This is a genomic window from Streptomyces sp. NPDC001393, from assembly GCF_053597455.1.
The window spans coordinates 59,055-82,238 of sequence record NZ_JBSFIH010000009.1; the positions used below are offsets into that span (position 1 = coordinate 59,055).

Annotated in this window: 22 protein-coding genes and 1 pseudogene; 11 read left to right on the forward strand and 12 right to left on the reverse strand. The window is 72.0% G+C overall.

Translation table 11 applies throughout. The features are described from left to right. Positions 1-57 precede the first annotated feature (57 nt). The 4 genes from ACWC2T_RS13225 to ACWC2T_RS13240 all read left to right on the forward strand — a co-directional run bounded on the left by ACWC2T_RS13225 (position 58) and on the right by ACWC2T_RS13240 (position 4,036). Positions 58-765, forward strand: coding sequence for an ABC transporter ATP-binding protein (locus ACWC2T_RS13225; protein WP_450670463.1), 708 nt, complete (start codon positions 58-60; stop codon positions 763-765). Next, positions 762-3,074 carry an FtsX-like permease family protein gene (locus ACWC2T_RS13230; RefSeq protein WP_450670464.1) on the forward strand — a complete coding sequence of 771 codons (2,313 nt, stop codon included), beginning with the start codon at positions 762-764 and terminating at the stop codon, positions 3,072-3,074. Before ACWC2T_RS13225 ends, ACWC2T_RS13230 begins: the two co-directional genes overlap by 4 nt. Positions 3,075-3,193: 119 nt before the next feature. Beyond that, positions 3,194-3,544 (forward strand): VOC family protein, encoded by a 351-nt coding sequence (locus tag ACWC2T_RS13235; protein WP_351205639.1) that lies wholly within the window; start codon positions 3,194-3,196, stop codon positions 3,542-3,544. A 72-nt stretch (positions 3,545-3,616) separates the two neighbouring features. Beyond that, complete coding sequence (locus ACWC2T_RS13240) at positions 3,617-4,036, forward strand: MarR family winged helix-turn-helix transcriptional regulator (RefSeq protein WP_450670465.1); 420 nt, start codon at positions 3,617-3,619, stop codon at positions 4,034-4,036. On the opposite strand, the gene pqqB is transcribed toward ACWC2T_RS13240, so the two are convergent. The 6 genes from pqqB to ACWC2T_RS13270 form a co-directional block, all read right to left on the reverse strand. Further along, the gene (gene pqqB, locus ACWC2T_RS13245) at positions 4,033-4,923 is read right to left on the reverse strand and encodes a pyrroloquinoline quinone biosynthesis protein PqqB (protein WP_450670466.1); all 891 of its coding nucleotides are present in this window, start codon (positions 4,921-4,923) and stop codon (positions 4,033-4,035) included. The genes ACWC2T_RS13240 and pqqB overlap by 4 nt on opposite strands. A gap of 154 nt (positions 4,924-5,077) precedes the next feature. Further along, positions 5,078-5,476: an SseB family protein gene (locus ACWC2T_RS13250; protein ID WP_450670467.1), complete on the reverse strand. Its 399-nt coding sequence runs from the start codon at positions 5,474-5,476 to the stop codon at positions 5,078-5,080. Between the two features lie 177 nt (positions 5,477-5,653). Further along, positions 5,654-5,926 (reverse strand): UTRA domain-containing protein, encoded by a 273-nt coding sequence (locus ACWC2T_RS13255; protein WP_450670468.1) that lies wholly within the window; start codon positions 5,924-5,926, stop codon positions 5,654-5,656. 497 nt (positions 5,927-6,423) lie between these two features. Continuing rightward, complete coding sequence (locus ACWC2T_RS13260; protein WP_450670469.1) at positions 6,424-6,741, reverse strand: DUF2795 domain-containing protein; 318 nt, start codon at positions 6,739-6,741, stop codon at positions 6,424-6,426. Between the two features lie 9 nt (positions 6,742-6,750). Further along, on the reverse strand, positions 6,751-6,891 hold the full coding sequence (locus ACWC2T_RS13265; RefSeq protein ID WP_351205623.1) for a hypothetical protein: 141 nt from the start codon (positions 6,889-6,891) through the stop codon (positions 6,751-6,753). 94 nt (positions 6,892-6,985) lie between these two features. Continuing rightward, the gene (locus tag ACWC2T_RS13270) at positions 6,986-8,698 is read right to left on the reverse strand and encodes a purine-cytosine permease family protein (protein WP_450670470.1); all 1,713 of its coding nucleotides are present in this window, start codon (positions 8,696-8,698) and stop codon (positions 6,986-6,988) included. A 308-nt stretch (positions 8,699-9,006) separates the two neighbouring features. Here ACWC2T_RS13270 and ACWC2T_RS13275 point away from each other — a divergent pair, with 308 nt between their 5' ends. Further along, positions 9,007-10,080, forward strand: a complete 1,074-nt coding sequence (locus ACWC2T_RS13275; protein WP_450670471.1) for an NAD(+)/NADH kinase — start codon at positions 9,007-9,009, stop codon at positions 10,078-10,080. A gap of 111 nt (positions 10,081-10,191) precedes the next feature. On the opposite strand, the gene msrA is transcribed toward ACWC2T_RS13275, so the two are convergent. Then, positions 10,192-10,713, reverse strand: coding sequence for a peptide-methionine (S)-S-oxide reductase MsrA (msrA, locus tag ACWC2T_RS13280; RefSeq protein ID WP_450670472.1), 522 nt, complete (start codon positions 10,711-10,713; stop codon positions 10,192-10,194). A gap of 256 nt (positions 10,714-10,969) precedes the next feature. On the opposite strand from msrA, the gene ACWC2T_RS13285 reads away from it, so the two are divergent. After that, on the forward strand, positions 10,970-12,685 hold the full coding sequence (locus ACWC2T_RS13285; RefSeq protein ID WP_450670473.1) for a carbohydrate binding domain-containing protein: 1,716 nt from the start codon (positions 10,970-10,972) through the stop codon (positions 12,683-12,685). Here ACWC2T_RS13285 and ACWC2T_RS13290 read toward each other — a convergent pair. Further along, positions 12,675-12,855, reverse strand: a pseudogene (locus ACWC2T_RS13290) (short-chain dehydrogenase); the annotation flags it as partial. The gene ACWC2T_RS13285 and the pseudogene ACWC2T_RS13290 overlap by 11 nt on opposite strands. A gap of 266 nt (positions 12,856-13,121) precedes the next feature. Between ACWC2T_RS13290 and ACWC2T_RS13295 the strand changes: the two are divergent. Next, complete coding sequence (locus ACWC2T_RS13295; protein WP_450670474.1) at positions 13,122-14,969, forward strand: hypothetical protein; 1,848 nt, start codon at positions 13,122-13,124, stop codon at positions 14,967-14,969. A gap of 7 nt (positions 14,970-14,976) precedes the next feature. Here ACWC2T_RS13295 and ACWC2T_RS13300 read toward each other — a convergent pair whose 3' ends face one another. Continuing rightward, positions 14,977-17,403 (reverse strand): ATP-binding protein, encoded by a 2,427-nt coding sequence (locus ACWC2T_RS13300; RefSeq protein WP_450670475.1) that lies wholly within the window; start codon positions 17,401-17,403, stop codon positions 14,977-14,979. A gap of 131 nt (positions 17,404-17,534) precedes the next feature. Here ACWC2T_RS13300 and ACWC2T_RS13305 point away from each other — a divergent pair, with 131 nt between their 5' ends. Beyond that, positions 17,535-17,993: an archease gene (locus ACWC2T_RS13305; protein ID WP_450670476.1), complete on the forward strand. Its 459-nt coding sequence runs from the start codon at positions 17,535-17,537 to the stop codon at positions 17,991-17,993. A 92-nt stretch (positions 17,994-18,085) separates the two neighbouring features. Here the strand turns inward: ACWC2T_RS13305 and ACWC2T_RS13310 are convergent, their stop codons facing one another. Both ACWC2T_RS13310 and ACWC2T_RS13315 read right to left on the reverse strand, forming a co-directional pair. Continuing rightward, on the reverse strand, positions 18,086-19,498 hold the full coding sequence (locus ACWC2T_RS13310) for an RtcB family protein (protein ID WP_450670477.1): 1,413 nt from the start codon (positions 19,496-19,498) through the stop codon (positions 18,086-18,088). 34 nt (positions 19,499-19,532) lie between these two features. Continuing rightward, the gene (locus ACWC2T_RS13315) at positions 19,533-20,174 is read right to left on the reverse strand and encodes a phosphoribosyltransferase (RefSeq protein ID WP_450670478.1); all 642 of its coding nucleotides are present in this window, start codon (positions 20,172-20,174) and stop codon (positions 19,533-19,535) included. A gap of 224 nt (positions 20,175-20,398) precedes the next feature. Between ACWC2T_RS13315 and ACWC2T_RS13320 the strand changes: the two genes are divergently transcribed. The 3 genes from ACWC2T_RS13320 to ACWC2T_RS13330 all read left to right on the forward strand — a co-directional run bounded on the left by ACWC2T_RS13320 (position 20,399) and on the right by ACWC2T_RS13330 (position 22,690). Continuing rightward, complete coding sequence (locus tag ACWC2T_RS13320) at positions 20,399-20,848, forward strand: hypothetical protein (protein WP_450670479.1); 450 nt, start codon at positions 20,399-20,401, stop codon at positions 20,846-20,848. A gap of 220 nt (positions 20,849-21,068) precedes the next feature. Beyond that, complete coding sequence (locus tag ACWC2T_RS13325; RefSeq protein WP_450670480.1) at positions 21,069-22,019, forward strand: alpha/beta fold hydrolase; 951 nt, start codon at positions 21,069-21,071, stop codon at positions 22,017-22,019. Then, complete coding sequence (locus ACWC2T_RS13330) at positions 22,016-22,690, forward strand: TetR/AcrR family transcriptional regulator (protein WP_450670481.1); 675 nt, start codon at positions 22,016-22,018, stop codon at positions 22,688-22,690. The genes ACWC2T_RS13325 and ACWC2T_RS13330 overlap by 4 nt, the downstream gene beginning before the upstream one ends. Before the next feature lie 15 nt (positions 22,691-22,705). On the opposite strand, the gene ACWC2T_RS13335 is transcribed toward ACWC2T_RS13330, so the two are convergent. Next, positions 22,706-23,182, reverse strand: coding sequence for a (2Fe-2S)-binding protein (locus tag ACWC2T_RS13335; RefSeq protein WP_450670482.1), 477 nt, complete (start codon positions 23,180-23,182; stop codon positions 22,706-22,708). Positions 23,183-23,184: the final 2 nt, after the last annotated feature.

Consider the following 23,184-nt stretch of genomic DNA (forward strand, 5'->3'; position numbering starts at 1 on the left):
GCAGTGCCATCCGGGGAGGGATGCCGGGGGCGGTGTCGCGCGTCTAGCGTCCTGTCCATGGTCACTGAGGTGAGAACGGGAGACACCGTGGTACGGCTCGGCGGTGTGCGCAAGGAGTACGGCGAGACGGTCGCACTCGACGGGGTGTCGCTGGAGATCCGGGCCGGGGAGGCGGTCGCGGTGATGGGCCCCTCGGGGTGCGGCAAGTCCACGCTGCTCAACATGATCGCCGGTCTTGACCGGCCGACGGCCGGCGATGTCGTCGTACACGGCGAGAACGTCGGGGAGTTGAGCGAGAAACGGCTCGCGTTGTACCGGCGGCGCCGGATCGGCATGATCTTCCAGTTCTTCAACCTCATCGACGATCTGTCGGCGCTCGACAATGTGGCGCTGGCCGCCCAGTTGACCGGCACTCCGGCCCGGCAGGCGCGGCGGCGGGCGCTGGAGCTGTTCGAGGAGCTGGGCATCGCGGACCGCCGCAACGCCTACCCCGCGGTGCTCAGCGGTGGTGAGCGGCAACGGGTCGCCGTGGCCCGGGCGTTGATGAACCGGCCCGCGCTGCTGCTGGCCGACGAGCCGACCGGCGCGCTGGACAGCCGGGCCGGGGAGCAGGTGATGGACCTGTTGATCGACCTGAACCAGATCGGCCAGACCCTGGTCATCGTCACGCACGACGAGCGGCTCGCGCAGCGCTGTGCGAGCCGGCTGGTGCAGCTGGCCGACGGCCGGGTGACCGGTGAGCACGCTCTGGAGCCGTCGGTATGAGGGCGGTGTGGAAGGCCGCGCGGGCGGCGGCGCGCAGGCGGAGACTGCAGACGCTGGTGATCTGGCTGGTGACGCTGGTGTCGACGGGGTCGATCGTGGTCGCGCTGGGGTTGGTGGACGCGGCGTCGGCGCCGTTCGACCATGTTTTCGGCGAGCAGCACGGGCCGCATGTGGTCGCCGAGTTCGACCCGGGCAAGGTCTCGGACGCGCAGCTGGAACGAGCCGCGCGGCAGCCGGGGTTGGAGGCGGTGGCCGGTCCGTTCCCGCAGGCGACGGTGGACGTTCCGCGTGATATGGAAGATCTGGGACTCGGCGGCGAGGTCACGGTCGTGGGCCGTTCCGGGCCCGGCGGCGCGGTGGACCGGGTGGACCTGTGGGCAGGCCGGTGGCCGACGCGGCCGGGCGAGATGGTCCTCAACCGCCAGTCCGACTGGACCGGCGACGACATCGGCAAGAAGTTCCATCTGCCAGGCGGGCCGACCCTGACGATCGTCGGATTCGCCTTCGACCTGAGCGACACGACGGACGTGTGGGTCGCCCCGGACCAGATCTCGGCCCTGCACCCGGACACCACGCAGATGTTGTACCGGTTCCGGGAGGCGTCGTCCGAGAGCAGGCTGCGCGCGAGCCTGGCCCGGGTGACCGGGGGGCTGCCCGAGGGCTCACTGCGCGGATCGCACACCTATCTCTCCCTGAAGCACCGGATCGGCAGCAACGCGCGCGCCTACGCCCCGTATCTCATGGCGTTCGGCATCCTCGGCATCCTGGTGGCGGTGCTGATCGTCGCGAACGTGGTCGGCGGCGCGGTGGTGTCGGGCTTCCGGCACATCGGCATCCTCAAGGCCCTCGGGTTCACTCCGGGGCAGGTGCTGGGCGTCTATCTCGTGATGGTCTCCGTACCGGCCGTGCTGGGCTGCGCGCTCGGCACACTCGCCGGCAACCTGCTGGCCAAGCCCTTCTTCCAGTTCGTGTTCACGGGGCCGGACTCCGGGGTGCTGCACGACAGGATCGGCATCGCACCCTGGGTGAACGGGCTGGCCCTGGCCGGCATGCCGCTGGTCTGTGTGCTGGCCGCGCTCGGCCCCTCGGTGCGGGCCCAGCGGCTGTCGGCGGCGCGGGCGATCAGCGCGGGCAGCGCACCGCGTACCGGGCGGGCACTCGGCATCCAACGGCGGCTTGCGGGGCTGCGGTTGCCCCGGTCGGTGAGCCTCGGGGCAGGGCTGCCGTTCGCCCGGCCCGCGCGCAGCGCGCTCACGCTGGCCGCGGTGGTCCTGGGGGTGACGACGGTGACGTTCGCGACGGGTCTGGCGACGACGATGACCCGCTTCGGCGACGCCGGCAAGGGCGCGTTCGACGTCACCGTGTATGCGAGCAATTACGTGCAAGGCAAACAGAGGCTGCCGGTCCACGGCGACCGGGAACTCCAGTCGCTACTGAGCTCGTTGCCGGGCGCGGCACACGTGACGGCCCGGGGGGACGAGGACGCCCTGCTCGTGGGCTCCACACAGAAGGTCACGCTCGACGGCAGGCGCGGGCCCGACCTGCCGCTGGACGACGTGCTTGTCCGGGGTCGCTGGATGCACCGCAAGGGAGAGGTCGTGGTCGGCTCGGCCTTCCTGCGCCGCAACGGGTTGCACATCGGTGACCACCTGCGGCTGAGCAATCGCGGCCATGCGGAGGAGATGACCGTGGTCGGTGAGGTGATGTCGCAGAGCGACCAGGTGGTCACCGGCACATGGGCGACATTCACCACCCTGATCCCTGACGGGAAGGCCTTCGCCTACCACGTCGAACTGCGCAAGGGCGCGAATCCGACGGCTTACGCGCGGGCCGCCCGGGCCGTCGACAGGGGGCTCAGTACGCAGCTGACCGGAGCGAACAGCGTCACCCGGACCATCAACGGATCGGCAACGGCCCTCACCCTGCTGCTGGTCCTCGTCGCCGCCCTGGGCGTGTTCAACACGGCCGTGCTCAACACCCACGACCGGCGCCGCGACCTCGGCATGCTCAAGTCGATCGGGATGACCCCGCGCCAGGCGACGGTGATGACGGTGACGTCGATGGCGGTGCTCGGCGTGATCGGGTCGGTGCTGGGCGTCCCGCTGGGCATCGCCGCCTACGAGGTGGTCGTCCCGCGGATGGCGGCGGGGATCGACATCACCCTGCCGTCGTACATGACGGACGTCTGGCACGCGCCGAAGCTGGCGGAACTGGCGCTGGCGGGGCTCGTGATCGCCGTGGTCGGCGCGCTGGTCCCCGCGCGGCGCGCGGCCCGCCTCACCGTCGCCGAGGTGCTGCACAACGAGTAGGGACAGCGAGGAGCCCGCAACCGGTCAGGATCGAAGAAGCCGGAGCGGGCTCCCCGCTCCTAACGTGAAGTGCACCGGCGGAAAACCCGCCGGGCCACGCACCTCAGAAGGAGAGTCCCATGACCGCCGGCGTGCAGACGATCATCTACCCCGTCAAGGACAAGGACCGTGCCAAGGCCCTGTTCACCGCCCTCCTGGGTGTCGAGCCGTACGCGGACCAGCCCTACTACGTCGGTTTCAAGGCCGAGGGCCAGGACGTCGGCCTCGACCCGAACGGGCATGCCCAGGGCCTGACCGGACCGGTGCCGTTCTGGCACGTCACCGATCTCCGGGAGCGCCTCGCGGCCCTGCTGGCGGCGGGCGCCGAGGTGGTCCAGGACGTGCGGGACGTCGGCAACGGCCGGCTGATCGCCTCGGTGAAGGACCCCGACGGCAATCTGATCGGCCTCCTCCAGGACCCGGTCGCCTGAGCACGCGCCTTCCCATGCACCCGCACTAGTTGCATACTCAACGATTGGCCGGATCGGTGCTACGGTGCGGGTATGGCAGTCAACACGGCCGACGCCCGGCTCGAGGAACGGTGGCGGGACATCCTCGCGGTGCACGCACGCACGATGTGCGAGATCGACCGGGTCCTGCATCCGCACGGGCTGGGCGCCAGCGACTTCGAGGTGCTGGACATCCTGGCGGCCGAGTCTTCCGCGACGGGCGACCAGTGCCGGGTGCAGAACCTGGTCGGCCGGGTGCATCTCAGCCAGAGCGCGCTGTCCCGGCTGATCGGCCGGCTGGAGAAGGACGGGCTGGTGGAGCGCTCGGTGTGCGCGGAGGACCGCCGCGGGGTGTGGGTCGCGCTGACCGCCAAGGGCCGCGCGCTGCACGCCGAGGTGCTGCCGCTGCAGCGAGCCGTGCTGGAGCGGATGCTGACCGGGCAGGAACGCCGGAGCACCGGGCAGGACCACTAGAGCACCAGCTCGGCCCCGTCGGGCAGGACCTCCACGCCCTCCTCGGCGACACGCGCGCGTGCCGGTGACTCGGGGTCGAGCAGCGGGTTCGTGTTGTTGAGGTGGGTGTAGATCCGGCGTGCGCCGGGATGCCGGGCCAGGGCGGCGAGGGTGCCGTCCGGGCCCGTGACGGGCAGGTGTCCCATGGCGGCCTGGCGGGCTCCGGAGCGTACCGTCGTGCCCATCTCGTCGGCCGCGTGGAAGGTGCCGTCCAGCAGCACGCAGTCGGCCTCGGCGCACAGCTCGTCCAGCTCCCGGCTCCAGGAGCCCACACAGGGCGCGTACACCAGCACTCCCCCGCTGGCCAGGTCCTCGACGCGGTACGCCGTCACCCACGGGCCGGCCGGCTCCGGCGCTTGCACCGGCACGTACTTCGGGATCTTCGCGCCCACCGGATGGGCCGTGACCACCAGCCCGCCGGCCAGCACGAACCCGCCGGCCGCGAGGCTGTCCGCCCACTCCCAGGGGGCGTAGCGGTCCAGGGCGGCGCGGGCGGGGGCCAGCACGGCGCGGACCGGCGGGGCGGCATAGACCTTCAGGCCCGCCGCTCCGCGCAGCTCGCCCAGGCCGGTGACGTGGTCGGCCTCGGCGTCGGTGAGCAGGACGCCACGGATCGGGGTGTCCCGGGGGCCGGGGCCGGGCCACAGCGCCGGTGTGGCGGTGAGCTGGGTGCGCAGATCGGGCGAGGCGTTCAGCAGCCACCAGTCGCGGCCGTTGCCGGTGAGGGCCGCGCACTCCTGGGTGCGGGCGGGCAGCTTGCCCTCCCTTGCCGCAGTACACAGCGGGCAGGCGCAGTTCCACTGCGGGAAGCCGCCACCGGCGGCGGTGCCCAGGAGGACGACCCTCACGACCATCGGCTCCTTCGCGCGCCGCGTTCTGTCTCCCGCCGGGATCTTCCCCCTCCAAAGACGTGTGACCACCCCTCGGCAGGGGTCAGTTCCGGCCGTCCTTCACCGGGGCGCGGGCGTTGGGTCGCCTAATGGGGTGGGTGATCGGTTCTGATCAACGGGCCAGCAGAGTGCGTACCCCCTGTGACGTGAGCGTCAGAGCGTGGGTGGAGTTGCCGTCTATGGCCAGGGAGAGGTCCTCGTCGGGCCACTGGGAGGCCAGGGCGCCGAGGGGGATGAGGCGGTAGCGGGAGACGAAGGGCAGGAGCTCGGCCATCTCGCCCTCGGTGGTGAAGACGGGGACGACCGGGTCGCCTCCGGGCTGTTCCAGGACGGGCAGGGCCACGGTCGTGGCGTCGGCGCCCTCCCCGTCGACGGCGTCGTCCGGCACGGGAACGAGCACGTCACTATGGGCGAGGACGTCCAGCGCGGCCTGGTCCTCGGCGTTCACGGTCAACGCGTCCAGCGCCTGCTGGGCGGGCGTCGGCAGATCGTTGTGTGCGGGTGTCTCCATGGCAGATCCCCAGGTAGCGACGGTCGTACAGGCCACCCCGGGGCGGAACCGCGCCCGGCGTGCTCCGCCTCGCGTACCCGGTGGGCCGCGGGACATGCGTGAGGATCATCGGGAGATCCGGTGGTGGCCCGGCTCCGGTCGCCCGGCTGGGCCGTGTGCCGGGCTCTTCGTGGTGGATCAGCCGAAGGCGAGGGTCAGCTCGCAGTGACCGGGGTCGAGCAGGCCGACGACATGCTCGACGAAGGAGCCGTCGGCCGCGCGGCTGGTCCGCCGTGTCTCGAGGACCCAGTCCCCCGGCGCGCGGTGCAGCAGCTCCGCCTCCCGGGCGTCGACCGGCCGCCCGGAGACCCGCTGTTCCCCGTGGTCGGGGCGCAGCCCGGCCCACAGCGGCAGCTCGGTGAGCGCCTCCTCGCCGAGGCCGCGGGCGGGCAGCCCGAGGATCACCGGCACGGGCGGGCAGGTACCTGCGCTCGTACGACACGACGGTCCCGTCCGCGACCAGCTCCCGGATCCGCTCCACGCACACGAACCCGTCCTCGTCCAGGCCGAGTTCGACGGCGAGGGCGCCCTCGTGCGTCTGGCGTACGGAGAGGGTCCGCACGGCGGTGTCCTGGCCCCGCACGGCCCGGGCGCGGGCCCGGCCGAGCCGGTCGTCCGGCGGGCGGCCGTCGAAGACGACGTACGAGCCCTTGCCGGTGCGGGTGGCGATCAGGCCGTGCTCGGACAGTTCGGCGAACTCGCCGGACAGGTGCCAGAGTTCGGCGTCCGGGGGCTGCCGGGCGAAGGTCCACGCGGCGTAGTAGGCGCGCCAGGCCCCGGCCGGTTCCGCGGGGGCCAGGAAGCGGGTGAAGATGGCGCGGCCGGCGAAGGCCGGCAGCAGGGGGCCGCCGCTCCGGGCCGTCAACGAGGTACTTCTGCGCGGCAACGGCCCGGCCGGTGCTGGCGGTTCAGCGGTCGAACTCCTCCTGGATCGGTGTCCTCGGCTCCTCCCGCAGGTGCAGGGAGAGTCCGGGCTTGCCGCCCTCCCGTGCCTTGTCCGCGCGCTGTGCGGCCGTGTGGTCGAGGTCCGGGTCCGCCCTTACCGACCTCGCCACGTCCTCGCGCCCGGTGTACTGCTCGGCGGGGATGCCGCGCAGGACCTTGACGACCTCGTCGGACGCGCCCGCCTCCCGCGCGGCCGTGACCAGGCGGTCCTTGTCGGCCGGGTACGACACGTCCTTCAGCGCGGCCAGCACCTCGGGGACGCTGGTGTGTGCCGTGCTCATGGCGCCTCCTCATGCGTCGCCTTCCTCGGTGTTCTCGTCCGCGGTGTCCTCGCCCTCTGCCTGGGACGGAGTCGTACGCGGCGGCTGCTCGGCCTCCGCGCCGCCCGGCTCCCGCTCGCCCTCGGCCTGCGAAGGGGTGCTCTCGCTCATCGGGGCCTCCCAACCCGTCCGTACCGGTTCCGCAAACCCCGAGTACCCGTCCGTCACGTGCCCCATGACGGAAAGGCCGCCCCGCGCGCGACGCTCATTCCGCGGCGCGAACCGCGGGCAGGCCCAGCTCGACGGGGCCGCCCTTCTTGCACGTGTCGTGGCAGTCCTTCTCCAGGCTGCAGCACAGCGAGCAGATCGCGCCCTGGTGGAAGGGGCAGCCCGCCATGTCGGGCCGTTCGAAGTCCATCGCGCACACCGAGCAGGTCAGGGTGGCCGCCGAGGGCAGCCCGTCGGGTCCGAGCAGCGGCTCGTCCAGGGCGTCCGCGCGGGCGATGTAGTACCTGCCCTTCGTGAGCACGGCGAACAGCGGCGAGAGCACCATGGCCAGGAACAGCGCGATGAAGGGGGAGAACGCCTTGCCATAGGCGCCGAAGGCGTCGAAGTACGCGGCGATGGAGACCGCCGACGCGATCAGCATGGAGCCGAAACCGACCGGGTTGAAGTGGTGGAGATGGGCCCGCTTGAACTCGATGTACGACGGGCTCAGCTTCAGTGGCTTGTTGATGACGAGGTCGGCGACGACCGCGCCGATCCAGGCGATCGCCACGTTGGAGTAGAACCCGAGGACGGTGTTGAGGAAGCCGAAGACGCCGCCCTCCATCAGGGCGAGGGCGATCCCCACGTTGAGGAAGATGTAGACGACGCGGCCGGGGTGACGGTGGGTCAGCCGGGAGAAGAAGTTCGACCAGGACAGCGAACCGGAGTACGCGTTCGTCGAGTTGATCTTCACCTGGGACAGGATGACGAAGAAGGTGGCCAGTCCCAGGGCGACGGGCGCGGCGAAGGTCCGGAACCCGTGCACGTACTGCTGGATCGGCTCATTGGCCTTGGCCAGTCCGGCACTTGACGCGATGAAGAAGGCGAGGAAGGCGCCGCCCATCTGCTTCAGCGCGCCCAGCACCACCCAGCCGGGCCCGGCGCCGAGGACCGCGGCCCACCACCGCCTGCCGTTGCCGTCCGTCCTGTCGGGCATGAACCGCAGATAGTCGACCTGCTCCCCGATCTGCGCGATCAGCGACAGGGCGACACCCGCGCCGGCCCCGACCCCCAGCATGCTGATGCTCGATCCGGTGGGCGAGTCACCCGCGAAGTGCGTGAACTCCGCGAACTTACCGGGATCCTGGATCGCGATGGACACGAACGGCGCGACCATCAGGACCAGCCAGACCGGCTGGGTCCACACCTGCAGCCTGGACAGCGCGGTCATGCCGTACACGACGAGCGGCAGGATGACCAGCGAGCAGATGAGGTAGCCCACGGCGAGCGGTATGTGCAGGCCCAGTTCGAGGGCCTGGGCCATGATCGAGCCTTCGAGGGCGAAGAAGATGAAGGTGAAGCTCGCGTAGATCACCGAGGTCAGTGTCGAGCCCAGGTACCCGAATCCGGCGCCGCGGGTCAGCAGGTCCATGTCGATGGAGTGCTTCGCCGAGTAGTACGAGATCGGGATGCCGGTGAGGAAGATGACCACCGCCGCGGTCAGGATCGCCACCATGGCGCTGGAGAAGCCGTGGGAGACGGCGATCGAGCCGCCGATGGCGAAGTCCGCGAGGTAGGCGATGCCACCGAGTGCCGTGGTGGCCACGACGTACGGCGTCCAGCGGCGGAAGGACTTGGGCGCGTAGCGCAGCGAGTAGTCCTCCAGCGTGTCGTTGCGGGTCCACCCGTTGTAGGTACGGCCGCCCCGCGTCCGGCCGCCCGGGGCGGACGGCGGGGCCGGCGGCGCCTGCTTGTCGACGGTCTCCGTCACGGCTGCTCCTGTTCCTGCGGTCCGCCTCGGTGGGTCCCGGGGCGTTGCAGGGAAGGTTCGCGCCACGTCGTTGCTCCGCTGTTTCGCCTCCTTTACGACGACGGACACGATGCGTTCGATCGCCGCTGGTCACGGAGGCGGGGCCGACCATCGTGCAGATGCATGCGGAACGACGCGCCGTGGGAGCGCCGTGCTCCGCGTTCCCCCGCACGCCCGCCCGGGGAGCGGCGTCGGCGGCGTGGCGCGTGCGGCTCCGCAGCGGTTCGCGGTGAGGATGGCGAGCGGGAGCAGTCGGCTGGGAGGTGCGTATGACGGTGAGCCGTATCGGCCTGGTGGTGCACGGCGGCCGTGCCGAGGCCGTGGCCGCCGCGCGTGTCGTGCGCGAGTGGTGCGCGGAGCACGCCGTGGGATGCACGGACATCGACGTGTGGCAGGAAGGGGCGCGGCACAGTGCCCGGGAGGAGATCGACGCGGCCGGCGATCCCGACCTCATCGTCACCCTCGGCGGGGACGGCACCTTTCTGCGCGGCGCCCGGCTGGCGGCCGTGCACGACGCCCTGGTGCTCGGCGTCGACCTCGGCCGCGTCGGCTTCCTCACCGAGGTCCCGGCCTCGGCGGTGCGCGCGGCGCTGGACGCGGTCCGGTCCGAGCGGATCACCGTGGAGAGCAGGATGCTCCTCACCATGCGGGCATCGTGCCGGCTGGAGGTGCCCGCGCAGATGGAGGCGCTGTTGCGGTACGGCCGCGGGCCCATGCTGCCGCCGCCCCGGGTGCGGGCGGAGTGCGAGGTCGGTGACGACTGGGGCGTCGCGCTGAACGTCACCGCGCTGAACGACGTCGTCGTGGAGAAGCTCGCCAGGGACCGGCAGGTGTCGGTCGGTGTCTATCTGGCCGGCCGGCTCCTGGCCAGCTACTCGGCCGACGCACTGCTGGTGGCCACGCCCACGGGTTCCACGGCGTACAGCTTCGCCGCCGGCGGCCCGGTGGTCTCGCCGCGCGCGGAGGGCCTGGTCTTCACGCCGGTCGCCCCCCACATGGTGTTCAACCGCTCGGTCGTGGCGGCCCCCGACGAGCCCGTCGCGCTGCGCATCCTCGAGCGGTCGGGCCAGGCCGCCGTCAGCATCGACGGACAGCTGCGCGGGGTTCTGAGCCCCGGGGACTGGATCGGCGTGTACGCCGCGCCCCGTCGGCTGAAGGCGGTCCGGCTGGGCCCGACGGACTTCTACGGCCGGCTGCGCGAGCGGATGAACCTCACCGACGCGCCGGCCGCGCTCGCCGACGGGGCAGCTCCTCCCCTGTGGCCGGTGACCACACCCCGCCCGGACGATCTGGCCCACCTCGCGCTGCCCCCGGCTCCCGAGGGCGGGCATCGGCTGTCCTGAAAGCCGGGGGCGGTCCGCCGGCTGCCCCGTGCTCGCCGCGCTGCCGTGTCCGGTCGCCGGTCTCCGGTCGCCGGGCGTGCCCTCCGGCACGGCGAACCCGGCGAGTCCGGCTCAGTCCGTCGTGGACGACTCCCGCTTCGGCAGCTTCCAGTTCGGCCGGGGGAAGTGGCACGTGTAGCCGTTGGGGTAGCGCTCCAGGTAGTCCTGGTGCTCGGGCTCCGCCTCCCAGAAGTCGCCCACGGGCTCCACCTCCGTGACCACCTTCCCGGGCCACAGCCCGCTCGCCTCGACGTCGGCGATCGTGTCCACGGCGACGCGGTGCTGTTCCTCATCGCCGTAGAAGATGGCGGACCGGTAGCTGCGCCCGATGTCGTTGCCCTGGCGGTCGCGCGTGGTCGGATCGTGGATCTGGAAGAAGAACTCCAGGATGTCGCGGTAGCTCGTCACCGTGGGATCGAAGAGGATCTCGATGGCCTCGGCGTGGTCGCCGTGGTTGCGGTACGTGGCGTTCGGCGTGTCACCGCCGCTGTAGCCGACGCGCGTGGACACCACACCCGGCTGCTTGCGGATCAGATCCTGCATGCCCCAGAAACAACCGCCCGCCAGGACGGCCCGCTCGGTTCCCACGGTCATCGGTCACTCCCTGAAGCTCGGGCCCGGCGCGATCGTCGACGTGCCGGTTGATCGGTCACCCAGCCTAATACGGCCCGCGGGCGACCGGACTTCGCCCGGCCCCGCACGCGGTTGCGGGCATCGGAGATCCGGATGGACCTCCTTGGTCTAGTCCTCTTGACGGAGTGACACACCGGCGCTTTGGTATGTACCAACTCGGCTCGCACGGCACCACCCCACCACTCACGCCCGAGGCATCCCCAGAAGGGGTACTGTCATGCACCTGGCAAGATCTGCGGCTTCCGCATGCGCGCTCGCGCTCGCGGCCACCGGCGCCGTCGTCGCCCTGGCACCGGCCGGCAGCGCCGCGGCGGCGAGCAGCGTCTACTCCGTCGCTCCCTACGTCGACATGTCCAACAGTCAGGAGGGACTGCTCGACACCGCCATCACCGGACACCAACTCAAGGCCTACACCGCGGCGTTCGTGCTCGGCGAAGGCTGCAACCAGATCTGGGGCGACACCCTCCCCATCGGCAACGACTCCTACACCGACCCGGAGATCGCCAAGGCGAAGTCCGAGGGCGCGTCCGTCATCATTTCCTCCGGCGGGGCGAGCGGCGAACCGCTCGCCTGGACGTGCTCCACCCAGAGCAGTATCGACGCCGGATACCAGGCGATCATCAACGACTACGGCGTCACGCAGCTCGACTTCGACGTGGAGGGCGCCGCCGTCGCGGACACTGCGGCCGCGGCCCGCCAGATGCAGGCGATGAAGGACCTCGAGGCGGCCAATCCGGGCCTGCAGTTCTCCATGACCCTGCCGGTGCTGACCAGCGGCCTGACCAACGACGGCGTCAACATCCTCAAGGCCGCCAAGAACGCGGGCATCAGGATCGACGTGGTCAACATCATGGCCATGGACTACTACGCCGGCACGGGCACCGAGATGGGCCAGGGAGCCGTCGACGCGGCCAAGGCCACACTGGCGCAGATGCAGTCCGTCGACTCCGGTTATACCTACGCCAACCTCGGGATCACCCCGATGATCGGCAAGAACGACGACGGTTCGACGTTCACCCTGGCCGACGCCCGGACCGTGGAGAACTTCGCCGCGCAGAACGGCGTCGGACGGCTCGCCTTCTGGTCCGTCAACCGGGACCAGCCGTGCAGCGGAAGCGCCAACTCGCTGCCCACGTGCAGTGAGATCAGCCAGAACAGCCTGGCGTTCACCGATGCGTTCGTGCCGTACGAGGGCAGTTCGGGCGGCGGAGGCGGAGGCACGACGAGTGACTTCTCCCTGTCCCTGGCACCGGGCTCGGCTTCGGTCGCCCAGGGCGGTTCCACGACCGCGACCGTCGCCACGGCCGTCACCTCCGGCAGCGCCGAGTCCGTCGGCCTCGCCGCCTCCGGCGCGCCCTCCGGCGTCAGTGTCTCCTTCAGCCCCGGCTCCGTGACGTCCGGCGGCACCTCGACGCTGACGGCGACGGTCGGCTCCTCTGTCGCCGCGGGCACCTACCCGATCACGGTCACCGGCACCGCGGCCAGTGGCAGGCACAACGCCACCTACACGCTCACCGTCACCTCCAGTGGCGGCGGAGGCGGAGGCGGCGGGGGCTCACTGACCAACGCCGGCTTCGAAACCGGCGGCCTGAGCCCCTGGACCTGCACGGGCGGCAGCTCGGTGGTCTCCGGCCCGGTCCACAGCGGCAGCCACGCCCTCCAGGTCACGCCGAGCTCCAGCAGCACCGGCGAATGCGACCAGACCGTCACCCTGTCCCCCAACCACAGCTACTCGCTGACCGGTTGGGTCCAGGGCCCCTACGCCTACATCGGGGTCAGCGGGGGCGCCACCGCCAGTACGTGGTCCGACAACACGAGTTGGAACCAGCTGACGGTCAACTTCACCACGGGCAGCAGCGGAACCGTCACCGTCTACGTCCACGGCTGGTACGGCCAGTCCGACGTCCACGCGGACGACTTCACCCTGGGCTAGGCACCACCTGGCCCGTGACCCCCGCGGAGGCGGCCGAGCCGAGCCAGACCACGAGCGGGGAGAGGTTTCTCCGGGGCGGTCTTGGTCTCGGCGCAGGTCCGCTCGGTCATCCGCGTCCGGGCTGCCGGGGCGATGGCGTTGACCTGGACGCCGTAGCGGCCCAGTTCGGCCCATCGGGCGGCTCGACGGCAAGCCCGCCTTCGCCGAGGCTCCTTCCAGGCGGTCAAGCACCGTCACCGCCTGCGAGGCCGCGTACGGCGCCGCGCGCACCGCCCTGCAGCCGCACGGCGCCCTCGGATGCACCGGGGAACTGGACCTGTCCCTCTGGATCCGCAAGGCTCGCCCCGTCCCCGCGGCCACGGCGACCGCCTCGATAGCATCGACCTGCGGCAATGGCATACGGGGTCGATCAAGCAGGGGAAACGGGGCGGCGGTTATGGGCGGGGCGACGCGTTTGCGGGTACCGGCGGGGGTGGACGCCGAGCGTTGGGTCACGCGGGCCGGCTGCCGTCGTGTCCTGTTCGTCGTGCACAACGTGACCTCCGCGACGCGCCTGCTCGATGTACTGCCCTTGCTGCACGGCGATCTGCGGGTCCAGTCGTTCGCCACGTGCACCGGGTCGTCCCCGTTTCTGGCCGGAGTACCCGAGCTGCTGGCGCAGGCCGGCCTTCCGGTACTGCCCTGGGAACAGGCCGGGGAGCTCGAGTTCGACCTGGTGATCGCCGCGAGCTACGGCGGTGAACTGGGAAGGCTCCAGGGCGACTTGGCGATCTTGTCGCACGGCGTCGGCTACAATAAAAAGCTGGCGACCGGACACCCGGACACCCGGACACCCGGACACCCGGACACCCGGACACCCGGACACCCGGACACCCGGACACCCGGACACCCGGACACCCGGACACCCGTTTTCGGGATGTCGCCGGAATGGCTTCTCGAGGGCGGTCGGCCCCTCGCGGCCGCCACTGTGCTGTCCCACCCCGAACAGCTGGACAGGCTGCGCGCGTCCTGTCCGGAGGCGGTGCCCACCGCCGTCCTCGCCGGAGATCCCTGCTACGACCGGATCCTCGCCGCGCTGCCCCATCGCGACCGCTTCCGACGCGCCCTGGGTGTCGGGCCGGACCGGCGGCTGATCGTCATCAGCTCGACCTGGGCCCCACGCTCGCTCTTCGGCGGCGACGCCTCCGCGCAGGACGACGCCACCGGTGAGCTGCTGCCCTGGCTGCTGCCCCGCCTGGCTGCCGAGCTTCCCGCCGACGAGTACGGCACCGCCGCCGTCCTGCATCCCAACATCTGGCACGGCCACGGTCCCGGTCAGGTCCGGGCCTGGCTGGACGGCGCCCGGCGCGCCGGACTCACTCTGATCCCGCCGCTCGACGGCTGGCGGCAAGCCCTGATCGCGGCGGACTGCGTGCTGGGGGACCACGGCAGCGTCACCTACTACGCGGCGTCCATCGGCGTCCCCGTCCTCGTCCGCGGCTTCCCCCAGCAGGACCTCGACCCGCTCTCCCCCGTCGCGTCCCTCGGCCGTACCGCTCCCGTCCTCGTCGCCAGGGGCAGCCTCCGGACCCAGATCGACCACGCGATCGCGGCGCATCGGCCCGAGCGGTACAAGGAACTGGCGGAGCAGACCAGTTCGTCCCCGGGCGAGTCGGCCGTACTCCTGCGTCGCCTGTTCTACGAGCTCATGGGGATCGCCGAGCCCACGGACGGCCGGGCCCGGCTCGATCCGCTGCCGCTGCCGCGCTTCGAGCCGGCTCACCGCACGGCGCCGGTCCGTGTCCTGACCCGCGTGGTCGGCGTGGACCGGCCGGAGGTCTCGGTGCTCCGGTACGCCGACGCGGGCGAACCCGATTTGCCCGGCGGCTGCCACGGCGACGCCGAGGCGTCCCACACGGCGGTGAACGAGGACACCAAGGAGCTCGACCGGTTGCACATCGCGGACGTCATCATCCGGTACGGCCCCGAGGACGATCCACGGGTCGGTCCGCCGGGCGCCTGGACGGCGGAGACGCTCGACAGGTATCCGTACTGCGGGCTGGCCGCCTACATCGACGGGCCGGACCGCTGCGTCGTACGCACCCGGGCCGGAGACCTGGTACGGCTTGCCGCGGCCCCGGATGCGACCGGGCGGCCCGACCTCTGCGATCCCGCCGCCTACGCCTCCGCCGTTCACGCCTGGCTGTCCGCCGGGCGGCCCCTGCGCCAGGCCGGTCCCGAGCTGACGGTGCGCACCGGAACCGCCGGGCACCGCGTCACGGTCGAGGACCTCGCACCGCGGTGAGGACCGCTCACGGCTCCAGTTCCGCCAGCCGGGCGCGTACCCGCGCCGCGCCCGAGGCGTCTCCGTTGCGCTCGTGGCAGACGGCCGCGGTGCGCAGATCGGCCGCCTCGTCCGCGGCACGGTCCGCCGAACGGTGACAGCGGGCCCGCAGTTCCAGGGCGTCGGCGAGCTGGAGGCCGGCTCCGGCGGTCTCCATGGCCTCGACTGCCTGGTCCAGGCACACCCGGGCGAGGTCCGGGTCCGCCGCCTCCAGATGGGTCTCGCCCAGGCTCATGTAGACGCGGCCCACGTTGTAGGGGTCGCCGCCGGGGAGGGCACGGAAGCGTGCGAGCGCGTCGTTGAGGCGCTCCAGGGCGGCGGCGACCTGCCGCCGGCGCCCCAGCGCGCGTCCGGCGTGATGTTCCACCAGCGCGCGGGCCCGGGGCAGGTCGTCCCAACCGTCGTCGCCCGGCCCGATGCGTTCGAGGATCTCCCGGGCCTCCTCGAAGCAGCGCTCCGCCTCGGCGTATCTCCACTGCTTCAGGCGGAGCAGGCCGAGAGCCTCGACCGCGCTGGCGTGCCCGCGGTGGTGACCGCACGCCTCGTCCGCGGCCGCCGCCCCGGCCAGGGCGGCAGCGGCGTCCTCCGCCTGCCCCGCGCCCATGTGGCCGAAGGCGAGCTGGACCAGCATGCGGCCCACGGATCGCGGGTCGCCGAACTCGACCGCGCTCCGGCGGGCGGCCTCGACTCCCCGCCGGTGGGTGTCGATCCACTGGACGTGAAAGCCGAGCAGCAGATGCAGACCCCACATCGCCTCGCAGAGCTGCCACACGAGGTCGTCGAAGCCGTGGTGCTCGGCCGCCCGGACGGCCGCTGCCAGGTTCTCGCGTTCCCGGCGCAGGTCCTCCAGCGCGTCCTTGCCGTCCGAAGCGGCACGGCGCTCCGGCAGGCGGAGGCCGGCGTAGGCGGGACCGAGTCGCCAGCGCAGCGGCATCACCCGGAAGTCGGCGGCCGCCGCGAAGCGCAGATACCCGACGGCGACCCGGCGGACGGCGGCGGCCATGCGCCCGTGTCCGTCCTCGGTGACCGCGAGTTCGTACGCGTATGCGCGCGAGAGGTCGTGCAGCCGGTACCGCTCCTCGCCGACCTCCTCCAACAGGTGCACCCGGGCCAGCTCTTCGAGCAGCGCACGGGCTGCGTCCCGGCTCACGTCGGCGGCGTGCGCCGCGCTCATGACGGTGAGGGTCGGCCATGGCCAGACCGCGAGCGAGCGGTAGAACGCGGCGCACTGCGGGGTCAGTTCGCGGTACGAGACGTCGTGCGCGCGGTGCACGGGGTCGTCCGCGCCTGCCGGGGCGGCATGGGTTTCGTCCGGCACGCGGGCCCCTTCCCGTCCGTGGCCACGGACCCGTTCGGCCAGTTGTTCCGCCACCCGCTGCCAGGGCAGATGCTCGCGCACCGCGAGGCCCGCGCCCGTGGTGCACACGGCGAGCGGGATGCCGCCGGTTCCTTCGGCCACGGCGCGGACGATCTCCTCCGGAACCTCCGGGATCTCCGGACGCCCGCGCCCGCGTCCGACGAGGCGTTTGAGCAGCACGACGGAGTCGTCGGTGGACAGCGGCGGCAGGGTGTGGTGCCGGGCCCCTGTCTCGGCCACGAGCCGGTCGAGCCGGTGCCGGCTCGTCACCAGCACGAGGGAGTGCGGCGCTGCCGGGAGCAGCGGCATGATCTGGGCGTCGGAATGGGCGTTGTCCAGCACGACCACCATGCGCCGGTCGGCCGTGCAGTCGAGGTAGAGATCCCGCTGGCGTCTCTCGTCGCCCGGCACCGCGGCCGGCCGGACCCCGAGGCGCTCCAGGAAACGCACGAGCGCCTCGGACGGCGACAGTGCCGTGGCGGCGGACGCTCCGGCCAGATCCACGTACAGCGTCCCGTCCGGGAACCGCTCCCGCAGCACATGGGCGGTGTGGACGGCGGTGGCGGTCTTGCCGATGCCGCCGGGCCCGGTGAGCGCGACGACGGCCGGTGCGCCGGGTGCGCGGCCCCGCTCGTCCAGCAGGGCGACGACCGCGGCCGTCACGTCCTCGCGGTCGGTGAACAGGCCGGTCGTCGCCGGCAGCATCCGCGGGCGAGCGGCGTCGTGCGCCACAGCGGGCACGGCGCGCGGTGCCAGCCAGGACGCCTCACGGAGCCAGTCCTGGAGCTCCTGTGCGAAGTCGGGGGAGCGACGGGCCACTTCGGTCAGCCATAACGCGGCCTGCCTGCGCTCGGCGTCGGTCCCCGGCAAGGTGGGCGCCTGCCGACCGCTGCCGCCGGCATCGCCGCTCGCGTCCTGCTGCTCGGCGCGTGCGCGGCCGAGGAGCCCGCACAGCCGCTCCGAGGTGCGGCGGCCCATTTCCCCGCCCGCTCCGGACAAGGCCCCGGACGCGACCGTACCGACAGCGGTGAGCACCATGCCTGCCAACGGTTCCACTGGACTCCCCCCGATCCGCCACCGCCGCCATGCTATCGATCCGGTCGGCGCCATCGGGCCCGAGGCGGGACAATCGGAAGCGAAGGGGGCCCGGAGAAGGGATCGGGGCAGCCATGGTCGGTGACATCAGCGACGAGCTGCGAGCACGGCGTGAGGGCGAGAACGGCCACCGGTCGATGCCGCACACCGCCGACACGCGTCTGCAGGCCTGGGGCACCACCCGGGAACAGTGCCTGGCCGAGGCCGTGCAGGCCATGGTCGAGGCCTTCGCCGACGCGTCCGGGGCACACCCCACCACCATGGAACGGATCCGTCTCGCCCCCGGCGACGACGCGGACCTGCTGGTCGCGCTGCTGGACGAGGTGGTCTACCGGCTCGAGGTGGCGGGCCGGATCCCCGTCGACGTCGAGGCGGAGCCCGCCGACGACGGTGGGCTGGCGGTACGGCTGTCGCTCACGGACCTTGCCGACGTCGCCGTCGTCGGCGCCGTGCCCAAGGGTGTCTCCTGGCAGGACCTGCACATCGGCCCGGACGCGTACGGCTGGTCCTGCTCGGTGATCGTGGATGTGTGACCGGATCACGGACATGTGCCCTGATCATGGATGTGTGGCCGGGTCGTGGTTGTGTGACCGCGCGGGCAGGGCCACCCCGGGCCCCGCCCGCGTCATCCCTTCACCACTCCGAGCGGCACCAGCCGGGCGACCTTCCGGCACAGCCCCGCCCCCTCGCTCGCAGCGACCACGGCGTCCACGTCCTTGTACGCCTCCGGCGTCTCCTCCGTCAGGCCGCGCCAGGACTTCGGGCGGGCGGCGATGCCAGCATGCCGCAGCCGCGCCCGCAGCTCGCTGCCGGTGATGCTGCGCGCGGCCTGGTGACGGCTCATGGTGCGGCCCGCACCATGGCAGGTGGAGTGGAAGGCGTCGCCCCGGGACACACCGGCCAGCACGTACGACGCCGTCCCCAGGGTGCCGGGGATCAGCACCGGCTGCCCGAACTCACTGATGTCCTGGGGCAGTTCGGGATGTCCGGGTGGGAAGGCACGGGTGGCGCCCTTGCGGTGCACGCACAGCAGCCGCCGCTGCCCGTCCACCGGATGGGTCTCGATCTTGGCGAGGTTGTGGGAGACGTCGTACACCAGCGACAGCCCGGTACCGGCGGTGCGCCGGAACACGCGGCGTGCCGCGTCGGAGAGCAGCTGCCGGTTCGCCCGGCCGTAGTTGGCGGCGGCGGCCATGGCCCCGAGATAGGCCTGTCCCTCGGGCGAGCCGACGGGTGTGCAGGCGAGTTGCCGGTCGGGCACGGAGATGCCGTAGCGGGCCATCGCGCGGTCCATGAGCCGTACGTGGTCGGTGCAGATCTGGTGCCCCAGGCCGCGCGAGCCGCAGTGGATCATCACGCAGACCTGGCCCGGCCCGATCCCGAAGGCGGCGGCGGCCTGGCCGTCGTACACCTCGGCGACCTGCTGCACCTCCAGGAAGTGGTTGGCGGAGCCGAGGCTGCCCACCTGGCCCAGGCCCCGCTCCCGGGCCCGCTGCCCGACCTGGGTCACGTCCGCGTCGGCGACCGCGCCGCCGTCCTCGCAACGCAGCAGGTCGCGTTCCTCCCCGTGGCCCTGTTCCACGGCGTAGCGGGAGCCGCCGTCCAGCAGCCGCTCCAGCTCTCCGGGGCCGGTGAGGCGCCATACGCCGCCGGGACCGGCCCCGCGCGGTATTGCCCGGTCCAGGCCGTCCATCACCGCGGGCAGCGCGGACCGGAAGGTGTCGCCGTCGCAGTCGGCGGCCAGCAGCCGCACCCCGCAGGAGATGTCGAAGCCGACGCCGCCCGGCGAGACCACCCCGCCGGCGTCCACGTCGGTGGCGGCGACTCCGCCGATGGGGAAGCCGTACCCCCAGTGGATGTCCGGCATGGCGTACGAGGCGGCGACGATGCCGGGCAGCGTGGCCACGTGCACGACCTGTTCCAGGGACTGCTCGGCGTCCCGGAGCAGATCCCGGGACGCGAAGACGATCCCGGGCACGCGCATGCCCGCGTGCGGCTCGATGCGGTAGCGGAAGGAACGTTCCTCGACCAACTCCATCGCGGTCTCCGCTCCGGCCCGGCGCGCCCGGGGCTCACTGCCCGTGCAACGCGGCGAGCACGTCGTCGTCCGTCAGCTGCTCGAAGTTCTCGTACCACTCCCCCACGGCCAGGAAGACGGTCGGCCGCTGCAGGCAGAGCACCTCGTCGGCCTCGCCGCGCAGCAGGTCGGCCGCCTGCGGAGAGCACACCGGCACCGCCAGCACCAGCCGCTCCGGCGACTGCCGGCGCAGCCAGCGCAGCGCCGCCCGCGCGGTCGCCCCGGTGGCCACCCCGTCGTCCACCAGGATGACGGTACGGTCCCGCAGCTCGGGCGGCGGCCGGCCCTCCCGGTACCGCTGCTCCCGGCGGTGCAGCTCCGCCCGCTCCCGCTCCACCACGTCGTCCAGGGCCTCCTCGGTCAGACCGAGTTCGTCCAGGGTCCGCTTGTCGAACAGCGGCGGATCGTCACCGGCGAGCGCCCCGACGCCCAGCTCCTCCTGGAACGGCGCGCCGATCTTGCGTGCGACCAGCACGTCGAGCGGTGCCTCCAGCGCCCGCGCCACCTCGCGGGCCACCGTCACCCCGCCGCGCGGCAGGGCCAGCACGACCGGATGCGTCAGTGCCCCCGCCTCCTGCCGGATGCGCAGCCGCTCGGCCAGCTCCCGGCCGGCATGGACGCGATCATGAAACCGCATGCCCAGTCGACTCCTTCCCACACCTCCGCCGTGCCCGTCACCGGGCCACGGCGTGCGGTCGTACGACGCCTCGCGCCCGGCGGGTGCGCCTGCGCGCACTCGGACGATCCGGACGGGCGTGACGGCACCTCCCTCCGGCGCCCCGGCCGGGTACCCGGGCAACACCTCCGCGACACGGGCAGCGGCACGGAGGAGCGAGGAGTATGGAACGGAGGAGCTGAGCGATGGCACGCATTCTCGTCGACGGGGACGACGTGGTGGTCCGTCTGTCGTGGTGGCAAAGGGCGGCCGCCCGCCGCGGTGACATGCGCGTACCGCTGACGGCGGTGTGCCGGGTCACGGTCGAAACGGCCTGGTGGCGCGCCCTGCGCGGAGTGCGGCGGCGCGGCGTCTGGATTCCCGGCGGCTGGTCCATCGGCACGCGCGGCCACACCGGCGGCACGGACTTCGTGGCGCTGCGGCCCGGCAGGCCCGTCGTGGTCGTCGAGCTGCGGCCCTCAGCTCCCTTCCGGCTCCTCGCCGTATCCGTGCCGGACGACGCCGAGGCGCGGGCCACGGCCCTGCGGCTGAGCCGGAGCGCCCCGCGGGTCGACACCTCCACGCGCTACCGGCAGCCGCTGCCGGTCGCCGAGGAGACCCCCGGCGGGAGCACCCGTCCTGCCCTGCCCAGGTAGGTGTGCCGGTGCCTGGCTGTCGGGGCGCCCGGTCACGGCACCAGGGGCTGGGTCGCAGCCCAGGCCGGACCCGAGCTGCTCCTCGTGGCGTAGGCGCGTCGGCGCGTGGGGCGGGCCACAGCCCCGTATAGTTGAATCCAACGTCAAGTTCAATACTCACAGAGCCCGCCGGCCAGGTGTGTTGGTCGAAGGGACCAGCCGATGGGCGGTGCGGTGGCACATGACGACGAAGGGTTCACTCGCGGAGTGGGAGCGCCTAGAGGCGCGTGATGTCGCGACGAACGGCATCACTCTGCGCGTCTTCGAGCACGGCGAGCACAGGCCCGGCACACCGCCGGTCGTGCTGTGCCATGGCTTTCCCGAGCTCGCCTTCTCCTGGCGGCATCAGGTCTTCGCCCTGGCCGAGGCCGGACACCGGGTCCTCGCGCCCGACATGCGCGGTTACGGGGGCAGCTCACGGCCGCGGGATGTCGAGGCCTACGACGTGCTGAGCCTGTGCGCGGACCTCGCGGGACTCCTGGACGACGTGGGCGCCGAGGACGCGGTCTTCGTGGGACACGACTGGGGGGCGAACGTCGTGTGGCACATGGCCTGGCTGCACCCCGAGCGGGTGCGCGCCGTGGCCGGCCTGAGCGTTCCCGTCACCCCGCGCTCCCCCGCCCCGCCGCTGCCCATCCTTCGTTCGCGTCTGGGCGACGACTTCTACATCGTGTGGTTCCAGGAACCCGGAGTCGCGGACGAGGCGCTGGCCCGCAACGTCCGCAGGACACTCGTCGCACGGGAGATCTACTCCGCCGAGTGGGCGTCCCGCGACGAGGCGGAACTCACGCCCCCGCCGTGGCTCGGCGAGGCAGAGCTGGCCCATTACGTCAAGACGTTCGAGGAGACCGGCTTCACGGGCGGCCTCAACTACTACCGCAACATGGACCGCAACTGGGAGCTCACCCGCGAACTCGAAGGCCGCCCCATCACACAGCCGTCCTTCTTCCTCACCGGCTCCAGGGATCCCGTGGCCATGTTCATGCCCGCACAGAACCTCGGTGAGGTCCTCACCGACCTGCGCGAGCACGTCGTCCTGGACGGCGCCGGCCACTGGGTCCAGCAGGAGCGCCCCGAGGAGGTCAACGCCGCGCTCCTCCGCTTCCTCGGCTCGCTCGGCCTGGGACGGTGAAGCCGGCTCCGCGCACGGGCACGGGCCGCCAGGCCCGGGCTCATGGCGGTTCCCGGCAACCGCTGGCCCCGCGCAGCCGACGGGGCGAGCGTACGCGCGACGCGCTCATCGCCGCGGCACGCGAGGTCTTCGAGCGCGATGGTTATCTCGACGCCCGGATCACCGACATCACCGCGGCCGCCCATGTCGCGTCCGGCTCGTTCTACACCTACTTCAACGACAAAGAGGACGTCTTCCGGGCGCTGGTGGACATGGTGCAGGAGGAGATGCTCCACCCGCACCTGCGGGAGCGCACCGGCATCACCGACACCCGGCAGCTCATCGACGCGGCCAACCGTGACTATCTGCGCTCGTACCAGAAGAACGCGCGCCTGATGGCCCTCTTCGAGCAGGTCGCCCACATCGACGACAGCTTCCTGGCCCTGCGCGTCGAACGCGGCAACGCCTTCGCGCGACGCAACGCCAGGATGATCCGCGCCCTGCAAGCCAGCGGCGAGGCCGACCCCACGCTCGATCCGCTCGTGACGGCCCACGCCCTGTCCGGCATGGTAAGCCGCATGGCCTACAGCGTGTTCGTGCTCGGGCAGCGGATCCCCTTCGAACGGCTGGTGACCACGCTCAACAAGATCTGGGAGAACGCACTGCAGCTGAAGCCCGCCGGCGACGCTTAGCACCGTCGCGGCCGTTCAGTACTTCTTCGCGCCGGCCGTGACGGCCTGCCGGATGCGGTGGTAGGTGCCGCACCGGCACACGTTGCGGATCTCGTCGAGGTCGGCTTCGGTGATCTCCCGGCCCTCCTCGCGTACCTGGCGGACCTTCGCGACGGCGGCCATGATCTGGCCGGGCTGGCAGTAGCCGCACTGCGCGACGTCGTACTCCAGCCAGGCCTCCTGCATCGGATGGAGGTCACGGCCGACGGTGCCGGGCAGGCCCTCGATGGTGGTGATCTCGTCATCGGCGGCGATGTCCTTCACCGGCACCGAACACGGATTGAACGCCTTGCCGTTGATGTGGCTCGTGCAGGCCTGGCAGACGCCGAGACCGCAGCCGTACTTCGGTCCGGTGACGCCGAGGACGTCTCGGAGCACCCACAGCAACCGGACATCGTCCTCGATGTCGACGGTGACCCGGTTGCCGTTGAGGATGAAGGTGTGTTCGGGCACGT